The 14566-nt window shown below is 60.2% G+C and carries 15 protein-coding genes and 1 pseudogene; 12 read left to right on the top strand and 4 right to left on the bottom strand.

Annotated elements, in window-relative coordinates; genetic code table 11:
• Both CBB91_RS07980 and lgt read right to left on the bottom strand, forming a co-directional pair.
• Complete coding sequence (locus CBB91_RS07980) at positions 1 to 1047, bottom strand: SAM-dependent methyltransferase (RefSeq protein WP_273013351.1); 1047 nt, start codon at positions 1045 to 1047, stop codon at positions 1 to 3.
• A gap of 6 nt (positions 1048 to 1053) precedes the next feature.
• Entirely contained in the window at positions 1054 to 2010 is a 957-nt protein-coding gene (gene lgt, locus CBB91_RS07975; protein WP_241764101.1) for a prolipoprotein diacylglyceryl transferase, read from the bottom strand.
• A gap of 85 nt (positions 2011 to 2095) precedes the next feature.
• Here lgt and CBB91_RS07970 point away from each other — a divergent pair, with 85 nt between their 5' ends.
• From CBB91_RS07970 to recR, 12 genes are all read left to right on the top strand, one after another.
• Entirely contained in the window at positions 2096 to 2347 is a 252-nt protein-coding gene (locus CBB91_RS07970; RefSeq protein ID WP_035546869.1) for an accessory factor UbiK family protein, read from the top strand.
• A gap of 130 nt (positions 2348 to 2477) precedes the next feature.
• Positions 2478 to 2981 (top strand): YbjN domain-containing protein, encoded by a 504-nt coding sequence (locus tag CBB91_RS07965; RefSeq protein ID WP_273013349.1) that lies wholly within the window; start codon positions 2478 to 2480, stop codon positions 2979 to 2981.
• 10 nt (positions 2982 to 2991) lie between these two features.
• On the top strand, positions 2992 to 3801 hold the full coding sequence (gene proC, locus CBB91_RS07960) for a pyrroline-5-carboxylate reductase (RefSeq protein ID WP_273013347.1): 810 nt from the start codon (positions 2992 to 2994) through the stop codon (positions 3799 to 3801).
• A gap of 15 nt (positions 3802 to 3816) precedes the next feature.
• Entirely contained in the window at positions 3817 to 4455 is a 639-nt protein-coding gene (locus CBB91_RS07955) for a hypothetical protein (protein ID WP_035546861.1), read from the top strand.
• On the top strand, positions 4456 to 5547 hold the full coding sequence (locus CBB91_RS07950; protein ID WP_051602365.1) for a phosphotransferase: 1092 nt from the start codon (positions 4456 to 4458) through the stop codon (positions 5545 to 5547).
• Between the two features lie 201 nt (positions 5548 to 5748).
• Positions 5749 to 6021, top strand: a complete 273-nt coding sequence (locus CBB91_RS07945; protein WP_035548108.1) for a DUF1153 domain-containing protein — start codon at positions 5749 to 5751, stop codon at positions 6019 to 6021.
• Between the two features lie 787 nt (positions 6022 to 6808).
• Positions 6809 to 7738, top strand: a complete 930-nt coding sequence (locus tag CBB91_RS07940; RefSeq protein WP_273013344.1) for a FliG C-terminal domain-containing protein — start codon at positions 6809 to 6811, stop codon at positions 7736 to 7738.
• A gap of 397 nt (positions 7739 to 8135) precedes the next feature.
• Complete coding sequence (fliN, locus tag CBB91_RS07935) at positions 8136 to 8402, top strand: flagellar motor switch protein FliN (RefSeq protein WP_035546843.1); 267 nt, start codon at positions 8136 to 8138, stop codon at positions 8400 to 8402.
• Positions 8403 to 8574: 172 nt separating this feature from the next.
• Entirely contained in the window at positions 8575 to 9576 is a 1002-nt protein-coding gene (locus CBB91_RS07930; protein ID WP_272983345.1) for a flagellar biosynthesis protein FlhF-like protein, read from the top strand.
• Between the two features lie 4 nt (positions 9577 to 9580).
• Positions 9581 to 10420 (top strand): AAA family ATPase, encoded by an 840-nt coding sequence (locus tag CBB91_RS07925; protein ID WP_035546838.1) that lies wholly within the window; start codon positions 9581 to 9583, stop codon positions 10418 to 10420.
• A 135-nt stretch (positions 10421 to 10555) separates the two neighbouring features.
• A complete protein-coding gene (locus CBB91_RS07920) occupies positions 10556 to 11269 on the top strand; it encodes a response regulator transcription factor (RefSeq protein WP_035546835.1) in 714 nt (237 codons plus the stop codon).
• Between the two features lie 165 nt (positions 11270 to 11434).
• The gene (gene recR / locus CBB91_RS07915; protein WP_273013341.1) at positions 11435 to 12040 is read left to right on the top strand and encodes a recombination mediator RecR; all 606 of its coding nucleotides are present in this window, start codon (positions 11435 to 11437) and stop codon (positions 12038 to 12040) included.
• Positions 12041 to 12046: 6 nt separating this feature from the next.
• Here recR and CBB91_RS07910 read toward each other — a convergent pair whose 3' ends face one another.
• Together CBB91_RS07910 and CBB91_RS07905 are read right to left on the bottom strand one after the other, a co-directional pair.
• A complete protein-coding gene (locus tag CBB91_RS07910; protein ID WP_273013339.1) occupies positions 12047 to 13183 on the bottom strand; it encodes a PQQ-dependent sugar dehydrogenase in 1137 nt (378 codons plus the stop codon).
• Positions 13184 to 13306: 123 nt separating this feature from the next.
• Positions 13307 to 14566: pseudogene (locus CBB91_RS07905) on the bottom strand (TonB-dependent receptor); the annotation flags it as partial.

Below are 14566 nucleotides of genomic sequence, written 5' to 3'. Positions count from 1 at the left end.
TTAAAACCCGACAGGCTTGGGCAGGCCCGTGGTGGAGAGGCAGATTGCCTTGAAGCGGCTGCCCATATCCTTTGGATCGATCAGGCGCTGCGCGTTGTTGAAGATGGCCTCGGCATGGTCCGGATTGGCTTCGACCAGCTGGTTCAGGCGCGCTTGTGCGCCGAGCCCCATGAGAAACATGCCTTGGGGGGTCGGGCCTGCCACGTCGAGGCCGATCTTTGTGGCCAGACGTTTCAGGCGACCGAAATCGACATCGACTGTCAGGTCTGTCTCGCCGGGACGGGCGAGGGGGGAGACCTGTTCGCCATTGCTGAAGGCACGCAGGCTGTCGCCAGGTGTCGCGTCGGCGGGCCCATAGTCGACAAAAAGGGCGCGCATTGGTGCCGCGCGCGAAACGAGATCAGCCACCAGCAAATCAAACCCGATCTGGACCTCGACCGCCTCTGAGGTTTCGGCCGCCCCTTCGGGTGCACGTTGTTCGTCTGCCGCCAGGCCGAATGTCAGCTCGCCCTGATCATCCAGCCCGACCACGCATTCGCGCCACTGGCCCTCCGCCTTGCGGAACTGGCGGACGGGCAGGCAGTCCAGATATTCGTTCGCGACGAGAATCATTGGTCCGGCAGACACCTTGGCCAGCGTGTCGACGAAGACCGGGTCGTAATCCTTCAGTTTTTCGCCCTGCTGGCTGCGCAGCTCAGGGCTCGGCTCCACCAGGGTCAGCTGGGCGGCATCGGCGAATCCGCGACCGCCGGCGACGTAAGCAAGGCGCAGCGCATCTGCCATCAGCGTGCCGCGGCCGGGGCCGATCTCGACCAGATGGAATGGGTTCGGCGTGCCCATGGCGCGCCATTCATGCACGACCCAGAGGCCAATCAGCTCACCAAACACCTGGCTGACTTCCGGTGCGGTGATGAAATCCGTGCCGAGACCGGGCCGCGTGGCGTAATAGCCTTCCTGCGGATCGTGCAGGGCTAGTTGCATGAACGTTGAAACCGGAATGGGGCCGCCGGTCTCGATCAGGCGGATGATGCGGTCTTTCAGGGTCATGGCAGGTCAGTTCTGGGCAGAGGGCTTTTTCTTGAGCGCGTTCCAGACGAGCCATGCGCCACCGATCCACATCGGGATGGAAAGCAGCTGGCCCATCGTGATCCATTGCGGCAGGCCGTCGACGAAACTGTCGGGCATGCGGAAATTCTCCACGATTGTGCGTCCCGTCGCGTAGATGAGCAGGAACAGGCCGGCGACGAGGCCGGGGCGTTTCAGTGCGCCGAACCGCCAGATCAGCACCGACAACAGGATCAGGGGCAGCCAGCCTTCGAGGACGCTTTCATAAAGCTGGCTCGGATGTCGCGCCATTTCGCTGCCATTATAGACCCAGTCGCCTGTCTCCCAATTATAGGAGGGAGGGGTTGAGCCCGGAACATAGCCCTCCGGAAACACCATGCCGATGGGCGCGTCGGTGTGGCGGCCATAGAGTTCTGCGTTGACGAAATTGGCAAGACGGACAAGCGCAATGCCAATGGGCGCCACAACGCCCGCCATGTCTCCGATGGAGAGGAGGGATACTTTCCGGCGTTTTGCAAACAGGACCAGCGCAATGGTTACGCCCAGAATACCGCCATGAAACGCCATGCCGCCATCCCAGATCTTGAAGATGGTCAGCGGGTTCTGCGCGATCACGTCAAACTGGTACGGCACCATATAGAACAGGACATAGCCAAAGCGCCCGCCCAGAATGATGCCCAGGATGATCCAGAACATGATGTCATCGAGCTGGTCCTTGGTCAGCGGACTGGTGCCACCGAACAGGTGCGGTCGGCGGATCATGGCCGCGCAATACCACCAGGCGAGGCCGATACCGGCCATGTAGCCAAGGGCGTACCAACGCAGATGGAACGTGCCGAGGCCGAGAAAGCCGAGGTCCAGGGAGACAAGTGCCGGGCTGACATCCGGAAAGGTCAGCGCCGCGGCGGGCAGGAGGGTGGCAGCGAAGCTCATCATATCCAGCATGCAGCGTCTTTTCCCTGTATGGATGAGGACCTATCTGATAGGGGAACCAAACCTTGTCCGCCCGATGCCGCGAAGGAGTAGCCGCATGGCCACAACAAATCCACTGCTAGATGACATTGCTGGCCTGATGACGGGCGCGATGGGCGCTGCACGGGCCGCCAGCGAGGAGGCGAAAACAGCCGCGCAGGCGCGTGTGAAGGGCCTGATTGCGGATATGGACCTTGCGGGGCGGGACGAAGTCGAGGCCCTCAAAACCCTCGCGGCAACCGCGCTGGAGCGGGTGGAAGCCCTTGAGGCGCGGGTGGCTGAGCTCGAATCGGCGGCCAAATCCGAATAGCCCAACCCACAACCAATCACTGCCTGCCTGTTGACCAGGGGTGGACGCGGGTTCGCTGCCGCGTTTCAACAGGGATGGCCATTGGACACGAATCCTGTGTCCATGACTCCAGAGAGCAGGGGAGACTTTCATGAGCCTTGATCTTTCGCGCGAAGAATTTGCCGGAGTGGATCCGCTCGACCGTGTTGAAGAGGCCCTCGAAATCGCAGGGTGGCAACACGAACGCGATGAAGAAGGAACCATTCAGGCGGTCGCCGAGACCCGTTGGGGCGATATGGGCGCGCTGTTCGCGTTCCGCCCTGAGCCGGCTGCAATCCATTTTTCTGTAACTCTGGACGTGAAGCCGGTTGCCGCCAAGCGCAGCCAGCTGTCTGAACTCATCATCATGGCGAATGAGCGCCTCTGGCTTGGTCACTTCGACTATTGGGCCGATGAGGGCGTGGTGATCTTTCGCTACACCTTCTCCATGATGGACCGGGATGAAGCCTCGCTGGGCGAAATCCGTTCGACGATCGCGGCAGCCGTTAGCGCGGTCGACCGGTTCGTGCCGGCATTCAACTTCCTGATCTGGGCCGGAAAGAGCCCGCGCGAGGCCATCGACGCGGTCATGTTCGAAACCCAGGGCGAAGCCTGAGCAGGGCCCTATGGCACGGGGAAAATCGATTGTCCTGATCGGGGCCGGGCGCATGGGCGGCGCTTTGGCGGCCGGATGGTTGGCTGGACGGTCAAAGCCAAACCTTGCCATCATTGCGCCGAGACCCACGCCACAGGTTCAGGCCTGGGCGGAGGAGGGGCTGGTCTCTCTCAATCCTGAACCTGCGCCAGCGGATATTGTCGTCCTGGGTGTGAAGCCACAGCAATTTGCGCGTGCGGCGGAAGGCATGAAGCCCTTCATCGGTGAAAAAACGCTGGTTGTTTCGGTCATGGGCGGGATCAAGCTGGGCCAGCTTGAGGACCGCCTCGGGACACCTCACGTCATTCGCGCCATGCCCAATACGCCGGGAAGTGTCGGCAAGGGTGTCACCTTGCTGGCCGCAGCTTCCTCGCTGGGGCAGGACGATATCGAGGCCGCCCGCAAATTGCTGACGCCGCTCGGACTGGTCGAAGGGCCGATGGACGAAAAGACCATGGTCGCTGCAACGGGTATTTCCGGCTGCGGGCCAGCCTATGTCTTCCTTCTGGCGGAAGTGATGGCCGAAGCTGGTGAGGCGGAGGGCGTGCCGAAGGAGATGGCGGCGCGGCTGGCTGTCGAGACGATCATCGGCGCGGCGGCCCTGATGGAAGAGTCCGGGCAGACGCCGAACGAGCTCAGGAAAATGGTGACTTCACCCGGCGGCATCACCCAAGCAGCCCTTGACATCCTCATGGATGACGGTGGGATGCCTATCTTGTTGAGAAAGGCCCTGCGCGCGGCGGTTACGCGTGATCGGGAGCTTTCGAGGGAACCCGACTAGAGGACGCGAAACCGGATGACGGATCAGGCAGGCATATTGGAAAAAGGCCTGCTCGCCGCACTGGAACTGGCCGCCGATACGCAATGGGCAGACCTCACCCTTTCAGAGATTGCAGAGGCGGCTGACCTAAAGCTCTCGGACTTTCATGGCGTTGCTGACAAGGACGCACTGGCCGCGCATGCGGACTCCTATTTCGACAAGGCCATGTCGGAGGAGGGCATTTCGGCGGATGACAGCCCGCGCGAGCGATTGTTCGATGTCATCATGCTGCGCTTCGAAGCGATGGAAGAATACCGGGCGGGTCTGGTCTCGCTGATGAAGTTTCGGGATCGTACGCCGTCTCTTTTGCTCTCATTGCCAATCGCCCGAAAGCGGAGTGCCGACTGGGCGCTGGTTTCGGCCGGACTGGACAATCGCTCAGGCGCGCCTGCCGGGCTGAAATCTGTTGCCATCGGATACGTGATCGACAAGGCCGAACGTGCCTGGCGAAAGGAAACCAGCGCCGATTTCGCGCGGACGATGGCCGCGCTCGACAAGGGGCTGCGCGAAGCTGAAGAGCGAATGGAGCGGCTGCAGCGCTTCACCGGCTGGGGCAAGACAAGACAAAGGCAGGAAAACACTGCCACTGAGGAAACGAAACCGGAGGAAACATGAATGAGCCGACCAGGCCTCGACGCGAACCCGCTGACACTTGAAGCGGGGTGGTTCAACGCGCTTTTTGATGAGATCGGCATTGATGCCGAAGTCAAAGGCCTGACCGCAAAATCCATTGGCACCGGCCAGATTGGCGAGAATGTCCGTTTCGTTTTCGATTACGCGCGCAAAGGCGCGAATGCGCCGGAAACGCTTGTCGGGAAATTTCCATCTGACAGTCCCGAAAGCCTGATGACGGCGAAGATGCTTGGCCATTACGAGCGTGAGGTGAATTTCTATCGCACCTTCCCGAAAGTGGCCGGTGTCATCACGCCGAAAGCATTCTACACGGATTATGATGCAGAAACGAACCGCTTTGCCCTGATCATGGAAGATATGGCGCCATCAGAGCAGGGCGACCAGTTGCGAGGGTGCAGCGTGGCCGAAGCCGAACGCGCGCTGTCCGCCGCGGCGGTCATGCATGCGGCCCATTGGAATGATCCTGCACTGGACACTTATGCCTGGTTGCAGGGGAGTGAGCTGGCGCCGCCGCCTGCGTTGGCACCGGAGGCCGTGCAGGGGCTGTGGCATGGCTTCAAGGAGCGGTATGGTGACCGTCTGGAGGCGGATGATATTCTGGTCGGGGATGCGTATTCAGCTGTCTTGCCTGCCTGGAGCGAGAGTTATGAAGGTCCGCATGCGCTGACGCATAATGATTTCCGGCTCGACAATATGCTGTTCGGCGCGGACACGGCCCCCAAGCCGCTGGCCGTTGTCGATTGGCAGACAGCCGGCAAAGGCGCGCCCGCCGGTGACGTGGCGTATTTCATCGGCGCGGGCCTGACCCGGGAAGACCGGCCACAGCATGAGCTGGCGCTGCTGCGCTTCTATCATGCGCGATTGGAAGAGGCAGGCATCCGGGATTATCCGTTCGAGGCGCTGTACGATCATTATCGCTGGTTCAGCTTTTACGGCATGTCGGTCGCATTCGGGGCTGCCATGCTGGTGAAACAGACCGAGCGCGGCGACGAGATGTTCCTGACCATGCTGCGCCGTCACGCGGCTCAGGCGCGCGAGAATGATGCGTTGAATTTGCTGCCAAACCCGGCGTGAAACTTATCAGTTGTGTAATGTTTCCGCCGGATTCCCGGCGAGTGTCCCGGCCCGGTACAGGTTTCCAAACATTCCTCTAACCGGTGCCGTGAAACTGACGAGGTTGCTTATGCCTCGGCTTAAAACTGCTCCTGTATGGTCTGCTTCATGGCGCCCGGAGAAACCGGGCAGTCCTGTCACGACAACTAGAATGGTGTGGACATGGAACAGCAAAACACTCGCAATCTCAGCGTCCCCGGCCCGGATGGCCAGATGCTGACCCTGGCGGATCTTCCGTCGCCGAATATTTCCCGCTGGGTTACCCGTCGCAAAGCTGAAGTCGTTGCTGCAGTCTCAGGGGGGCTCCTGAGCCGCAAGGCAGCCTGCGATCGCTACAGCCTGAGCGATGAAGAATTCGAGACGTGGGAAAAGCTTTACTCCCGTCACGGCACCAAGGGCCTGCGTACAACACGCTTGCAACAATACCGCCGCTAGACTGCGATCATGTTTAACGGAAAGTTTTTTCGTTAAACTCAAATTTACAAGCCAGCGCCTATCACTGGTCCCTGAATGCCGGAAAACCACGCCGGTATGGGGAGTTTCTGATGGAAAACAGGCTTGTCAGACTTAGAAACAGCGCGATGCTCTCCACACGAGCGGTCGCGCTGTTTGCGCTTGTGATTGCAGTTGTGCTCAGCTCCTGGCGCGGCGCAGACCTGTTTACCCATCCCGTCGAGGCCTGGGTGCCGGGCTCCACCATTGAAGCCTCGCTCATGGGGATTCTGGAGCCAGTCGCCGGAAATGGGAATATTCGCCTGTCCGTTACAGGCGATGGCGGGTCTGGCCGATCTGTCCTCATCCTGCTGGAAAGCACGGCCGCAGAAACCGCGCCGACCCTGCAACGCCTGGCGACATCTGCGTTGCTTCTGTCGCCGGAAGCCGGCGACCAACTCGTCATCGAGCAGGCAGAATTCGCGCGCGGCGTTGCCGGGCGTCCGGATGCGGCCGGTTGGACGGAACTCGGCCTCTATGCGTTGCTTTGCAGCCTGCTGGCCTGGGTCGGTTTTCGTGCGCCCGCCGATGAGGCTGTCAGCGTTTCCCAAGATACGCCCGCCGCTGAAACGAAGACAGCGCGCAGTGACACAGCCGAGATCATTCCTGCGCCGACCNCACCACGCACCGTNCGCCAAGCCGATCCTGATGCGGCGGCNCTGGTGCGCAAGGATCCAGCCCGGACAGCTTCCATCCTGCGCAGCTGGATGCGCGGAGAAGGGGGCGCCGCATGACCGCGCTCGCCATTNCCCGTCCGCGCAAGGAAACCGGATTGGCCCGGTCGGCACGCCTGATGCGCGCGCTCGGCCCGGAAGCTGCACCTGTCTGGAATGAATTGAGCGCTCAGGAAGCGCGCGCTTTGTCTGCCGCAATGGACGCGCTGGATGACAATCAGCGCGAAGATGCCAGTACGCTGGAGACCTACAAACAGGCGCACCAGACGCCGGAAGCTGACATATTCAATCAGAACTCGGTCTGGGCCAGCGCATCGGAACTCGAGACCCGCGATCTGCTGAACCTTGCTGAAGGCCAGCATCCNCAGACNCTGGCGCTCATGGTGTCGAAACTGGACGGGGCGGCCTCGGCNCGTTTGCTGAAATCGCTGGAAAGACCGCTCGCCGTCGACGTCATGCAACGCTTNCTGCATATCGGGCCTGCACATCCNGCGGCGATCACGGCCCTTGANGCGGCTGTCGGTGGCTGGATGAACAATGCTGCGCCATCTGCGCGCAGCGGCGGTCATGAGGGCGTGGCCCGTATCTTCGACCGGATGGATAGCCGCGCAGAGACAGATTTGCTGTCTGCACTTGAAACGGCGGAGCCAGGGTCAGGTGAGCGTGTGCGTTCCCTGATGTTTACGTTTGATGATCTTGCCGCTCTGGATGCCGGCGGTCTGCAAACCNTGCTGGCAGCGGCAGACCGTACGCGGCTGACCTTTGCGCTGAAAGGNGCGCGAGAAGAGACGCAGGCGGCTTTCTTCCGCAACATGACCCAGCGCGCGGGCGAGCTGCTGCGCGAAGAGATNGTCATGCTCGGCTCGGTTCGCCGCAGTGAAGTCGAGACCGCTCGTATGGAGCTGGTTGATCTGGCGCGCACTCTGATCGAACGCGGCGACATNCGCGCAGGACGCCCGCANGACGAGGATGAACTCGTCGAATGATCCACCGCGCCGTCAAATCCGTTACACCGTTTGAGTTTCGCAGCGATTTCACTGCCGATACGATGAAGCCGGTTGAGGTCGACCCGCCGGTGAAGCTGACGACGCCGGAATTGCTGGACATGNTGGCCGAGGCACGCGCAGAGGGCGCGGCAACCGCCCGGCTCGAACACCANACTGACGAATCAGCCCGCTTGCAAGACGTGACGAATGCTCTCAACGAAGCCTTGGCCAATCTGGTTGCGCTGACCGGACATCTGGAGGCGTGTGCGTATGACGAGGCTTTCAGCGAGCGTGCCCATGCGTTAATAAGGGCGACGGCCCGCACAATACTGGACGGGCAGGGTGACTTGTTTGCAGCCCGGACTTCCCTGAAGAGCGACAACGCCGAAGGATCATCATGACTCAACCTGCAAATCCCGCGCTGAAGAAAAGCCTGATGGATGTGCCCGTCCGTGTGGACGTGGTGTTGGGTGAAATGCGCATGCCCATTGAGGATCTGATGGCGATGGCAGAAGGCGATATCGTTGCCCTTGAGCGCCATACCAATGAACCGATCGACATTTACCTGTCAGATCGCCTCATGGCGCGCGGCAAACTGGTCATCGCAGATGGTCAGCTTGGTGTCACCTTGTCGGAAATTGTCGACGAGCGTGCCGCGGCCTGAGCCGCGCCCAAATTATCATTAAATCCTTGCAACACGCCGCAATTCCTAACGGAAGAAAGGAAGTTGTTAACCTTTCGCGGTGTTAACTGTTTCCAATGACAGCATGTCCTGCCGGACTATTGGGGTGGCACTCGGCGGGGTGATTAACACAAGGGAACATGCAGACATGCGCATGAAGATGTTCGCCGCGGAGACCCTTGAGGCCGCCAAAGCGATGATTTTTGCCGAAATGGGCGCCGACGCCGTCATCCTGTCCGAGCGGGAGATCGAAGGCGGTGTGGAAGTCCGCGCGGCCACAGACAAGCTGGGCGGCGGCGTTGTGCCGAGTGAGCCACTCTTCCTGAGGGACGCTCGGGGAGGGCATGGCCGCGGCGCTGAAAATCCACTCTATAGCCGAGTGCGGGATGCGCTGCTCTGGCATGGTGCGCCGCAACGGTTTGCGGACCGTGTGGCCCATGAGGGTGCAGACCAGAATGCGATCCCCGGAGATTCGCCAGAGGATTCGATTGCTGCTGGTCTTGAGCGCATCGTCACCTGCGATCCAATCCCGGCGCGTCTGGAGAAAGACATCATTCTGGTTGGTCCACCCGGACATGGCCGCACGGCGACCGCTGCCAAGCTCACACGCCGCGCCGCTGTGGCGCGCACGGCCATCCTGCCTGTTGCTGCAGATCTCGACGGAACGGCTGGCGGCGAACAGCTTGCGGCCTATCTTGAGAATGAACGCGACCAGATCCGCATTGCGGAGACGCCAGATGCCCTGTTCGACGCGCTGCGCGCCGCCCGGGCTGCAGGTCAGCGCTGTGTGATTGACCTGCCAAGCATTAACCCATTCGATCAGGATGACATGGCCAGCCTGCAGGACCTGATCCAGGTCGTGCGCGCCGAGCCTATCCTCGTCATGTCGGCAGAAGGTCACCCCGAAGACCAGACGGATGCCGCAAAGATCTTTGCACGGGCCGGTGTTCGCCGCGCCATTCTGACCAAGCTGGATATTGCCCGGCGGCGGGGAGGGGCGATTTCCGCACTTTCCTCTGCCGGCATAGCCTTCTCACACCTAGCTGTAACGCCATTCATCGGCGGCGGACTTGTCCCGGCTGCACCCTCCCGGCTCGCTGCGCTGTTGATGGAAGATGCGCCGGGCGATGTTATCGCCCTGAAAGGAGCTGCGTAGTCCTATGAGCTTCATGCTTCGAAAATCTCAGGAACGTCCGGCCCAGCGCCCGACGCCTCGTGTTGCCCCGGCCTCCATTATCGCTGTTGCCAGCGGCAAGGGCGGTGTGGGCAAGACCTTCATGGCCATCACCCTGGCATCGGCCTTTGCGCAGGCAGGAAAGCGGACCTTGTTGGTCGACGGTGACCTCGGCCTTGCCAATGTTGATGTTCAGCTGGGCATTGCTCCGGAAACGGATCTCGCCGCAGTTATTGCTGGCTGGGTCGAACTGGATGATGCGGTTACGCCGGTCGATGGCGGCGCAGCAGATGGCGGCTTTGATGTGCTGCCGGGCCGGTCTGGCTCGGGCGCGCTGGCAGAATTGCCGCCAGAAGAAGTTGCGCGCCTGGCGGCCGGACTTTCCGCGCTGGCGCTTCAATATGATCAGGTCGTCGTCGATCTGGGCGCCGGCATTGAGGCCAATTGCATGCGCTTGGCGCGTGCGGCTGACAAGGCGCTCATGGTGATCACCGATGAGCCGACATCGATGACGGATGCCTACGCCTTCATCAAGGTGCTGCGTGGCTATGCGCCGAATGTCGAGCCGGTCATCTGTATCAACCAGGCAGAGTCGCGCGCCGCTGGGCAGCGCACTTACGAAGCCATTGCGCGGGCCTGTCAGACTTTCCTGGGCTTCCGGCCCCATCTGGCCGGTACGGTCATGCGGGACCCGAAAGTGCGGGATGCCATCCGTTGCCAGAAGACGCTGATCTCGACCGACCAGCAGGCCCAGCCGATCCAGGATGCCATCGCAATTTCGCAGATGCTGATCGGTGGCCGTCAGGGCGCGGATCTTGGCTATTAATTTGTGTGAAGAAAGCGGAAGTTTGGGGGGTGAATCGCACGGCTTGTTAACCTTCGTTAAAGGATCAGCCCGTAGGATTCACATTGACAGGAAATGCGGCTAACTTGGTCGTAATGATGATTCGGGAGACGAGAGATGCGCGTCCTGCTGATTGAAGATGATAGTGCGGTGGCGCGTTCCATCGAGTTGATGCTGAAGGCTGCAGGCTTCAACATCTACACAACCGACCTCGGTGAAGAGGGCGTGGACCTCGGAAAAGTGTACGAGTACGACATGATCGTTCTCGACCTGTCCCTGCCGGACATCTCCGGATACGAAGTGCTCAAGCAGCTTCGCATGGGCCGTGTGAACACCCCGGTCATGATTCTTTCCGGCAATCCGGACATCGAAGCCAAGGTGAAAACTCTGGGCTATGGCGCAGACGACTACCTCACCAAGCCATTCAACAAGGACGAGCTGATCGCCCGTATCACGGCCATTGTGCGCCGCTCCAAAGGCCATGCCGAGAGCGTTATCCGCACTGGCGAAATCGTCGTGAACCTCGATGCCAAGACCGTGGAAGTTGACGATGAGCGCGTCCACCTGACCGGCAAGGAATACCAGATGTTCGAGTTGCTCTCCTTGCGGAAGGGCACGACGCTGACCAAGGAAATGTTCCTGAACCACCTGTATGGCGGTATGGACGAGCCGGAATTGAAGATCATCGACGTGTTCATCTGTAAGCTGCGCAAGAAGCTGCAGAATGCGACCGGCGGAAACCATTACATCGAGACTGTCTGGGGCCGCGGCTATGTCCTGCGCGACCCACGCCCGAGCTCGAAGACAGCGGATATCGAAGAAGCCGCATAAGGCCACTCGCCTTTAATCCAAATTCATCGAACCCCGGCCCCAGGCTGGGGTTTTTTTGTTTTGGGTGATATCTTACCTCCACTGAATATCGTTCCCTGACCCCGGCTATGATTTCATTTGCACGTATTGGCTTGCCTTGCCGTACAAACAGATGACATTGGGCGCATGTCCCAGAATTCTGCCGGTCCTGAAATTCTTCGTCTGATTGAGCTTATCTCGCGCCTTCCGGGCCTTGGGCCCCGGTCTGCGCGGAGGGTGGCATTGTTCCTGTTGAAGCGGCGCGACACCTTGTTGAAGCCGCTCGCAGACGCGCTGGCGGAAGCCGGCGAAAAGATCGAGCGCTGCAAGACGTGCGGGAATTTTGATACGGTCCAGCCCTGCGCGGTCTGTCAGGCGGATGGCCGTGATGATGGCCTTGTGTGTGTCGTCGAGGATGTGCCCGATCTCTGGGCGCTGGAGCGAGGCGGCGCCTTCCGGGGACGGTATCACGTTTTGGGGGGTGTATTGTCCGCGATTGATGGCATCACGCCGGAAGANCTGAACATTCCNTCCCTCGTCACGCGGGTTGAGGCGGGCGGTGTTCGCGAAGTGATCCTGGCCCTCAACGCGACGGTNGATGGCCAGACGACGGCGCACTATGTCGCCGAGCTTCTGGAAGGGAAGGNCGTNAGCGTCACGCGGCTCGCCCATGGCGTGCCAGTGGGCGGCGAACTCGACCATCTTGATGATGGCACGCTCGCCGCCGCGCTNCGGTCACGCCGGGATATCTAGATCAGTCTATTCGGCCTCGACCGGATCGACGCGGAAGATGCCGTCGAAATCCTTGGTGGCCACATATAGGTGCCCGTCCGGGCCCTGCACGACATCGCGGATCGCATACTCGCCGTCAAACAGCGATTCCCGTCCAACAACTTCGCCATTCTCCATGTCGATCCGGGTCAGTTCCAGCCCGGCAGGGCCATTCATGCCGCCCGTGAAGAGATCGCCTTTCCAGCCGGGATAAACATCGCTGGTCAGCATGACGAGTCCGGACGGCGCGATGGAGGGCACCCAATAGGTCATGGGCTGGGCCATGCCTTCGGCTTCGGTTTCGTTGGTGATGATGGTGCCGTCATAGTTCACGCCATAGGTGATTTTCGGCCAGCCATAATTTGTTCCCGGCGTCACGAGGTTCAGCTCGTCGCCGCCTTTCGGACCGTGTTCGGTTTCGTACAGCGTGTCTGTTTCCGGGTCGTAGTAGAGGCCTTGCACATTCCGGTGACCATAGGAGTACACCGATGGTTTGCCNTTTTCGCCATCGGCGAATGGATTATCCGCTGGAATGGAGCCATCTGCGTTGATGCGGACGATCTTGCCGTGCGTGTTGGTCGGGTCCTGGGAATCCTTCATGTATTTGAAGCCTTCGCCCAGAGAGACGAACAGCGTGCCGTCATTCGCGAATTGCAGGCGCGCGCCGTAATGATAGGCGGTATCGCGGGCATCAGCCCAGAAGATTTCCTCGACATTCTCCAGCGCGCTGGCGTCGTCGCTCAACCGGCCCTTGATGANGGCAGTGGCGTTGGCGGCGTCATCNCCCTTTGAATAGGCGATATAGACGAGCCGATTCGATTCGAANTCCGGATCGAGCGTNATGCCGAGATACCCGGCCTGTCCTTCGACATAGGCCTCCGGCAGGCCGCTGACCGCACTCGGGGCGCCTTCGCCCCCGGCAACGAATTTCAGGCCGCCTTCTTTCTCGGTGAACAGCAAATCGCCGTTCGGCAGAAACGTCATGCCCCACGGCCATTCAGCCTCCTCGACAATCGGAGTCAGCGCGACTTCGAAATCGCTGGTGGCGGCAGGGGTGGTTTCAGCCGGGCCACCACATGCGGCAGCAAGCAGGGTGAGCGGGATGATGGGGGTGAGGTGGCGCATGAGGGATCCTCCAATATGGGGCAGGGCAGTCGGGGCAGATAATAGGGTGGCGCTATCAAATGACCAAACAAAAAGGGTGGCCCCGACAAGGGCCACCCTCAATTCATGGATCAGCTAGGTGTGTTACCAGGACTTCTTGACTGTGACGCCATACAGGGCTGGCTCGGTCAGGAAGGCGTTGGTGAACAGGCCGGAGGAATCATCGGTGAGGTACGTACCGGTGATGACTTCTTCATCGGTCAGGTTCTTGGCGAACACTTCTACGCCCCAGCCGCTCTGTTCATTGTTGAACAGGATCGACAGGTTGACGTTGGACCAGGACTCCAGCTCGTCACGTGGAGTGTTCCAGATCCGGCTATAGCTGTCGGACTGCATGTAGTAGTCGCCGCGGATCGTCATATCCCAATCAGAATTGCCGAGGGATTGGAATGTGTATTCCGCTGCAAGGTTCAGCGTCATTTCCGGAGCACCCGGCATGGAATTGCCGTCCAGATTTTTCGCATCACCTTCAATCGCCTGCAGGGCCGTTGCGGTCTGTGTGTCACCATTTGAGTCGGTGTACGTCACTGTCACACCGCCGAGACCGAGCGCTGCTTCCGTGAAGGCGCGGTCTGTGGCTGCGCTGCCGGACCCGCCAGTCGTGCCGTTTACCGCGTCGTAGAAGGACGTTCCAAACGCGCCAGTACAGAGCTGCAGGGTTGCGCCGGTCAGTGCCGGATTGGCCTGAATGGCGCCCAATACGGTTGCATAACCTTGCGCCGAGATCACACAGTTCGAATAGGAACTGGAGTTCTTCAGTGCAACCATATCCGCCCGACCGTTGGTCCGATCCAGCACATCAATACCGTAGGTATCGATGACTTCGGCGTTCAGCAGGCCCAAATTTGCCGTCAGCAGCCAGTTATCGGCTGGGGTCCAGAGACCTTCCAGTTCGATACCTTGAAGTTCTGCATCTACGTTGATGTTCACGGAAGACCGGTTGATGATCTGCGTGATCTGGTAGCCTTCATAGTCATACATGAAGCCGGTCAGGTTCAGCTGGGCTGTGCCGTCCGCGAATGTGTTCTTCGTACCGATTTCATAAGAGTTGATGAACTCTGGATCGAAGGTTTGCGGGAACAGGTTTGCGCCAGCGGGCTGTGGTGGGTTGATACCGCCGCCCTTGTAGCCCTTGGAGTAGAAGCCATAGATCAGCGTATCGTCCGTGAAGCCGAGATCGGCTGTATAGTCGAAGCCGATACGACCAGTGACTTCTTGGAAGTCTGCTTTCAGCAAGCCTTGGGAGTCACGCGGATCCGTGCCGGCCGGCTGTGGCGTGAACAGATAGGTTGGAACCACTTTCTGTTCCTTCTGGTCGTCCGTGTAACGAAGACCCAGCGTGAG

Source organism: Hyphomonas sp. TMED31 (assembly GCF_002172815.1).
In the GTDB taxonomy this organism is placed as follows: Bacteria; Pseudomonadota; Alphaproteobacteria; order Caulobacterales; family Hyphomonadaceae; genus Hyphomonas; species Hyphomonas atlantica.
This window is presented reverse-complemented; position numbering and strand designations above follow the sequence as displayed.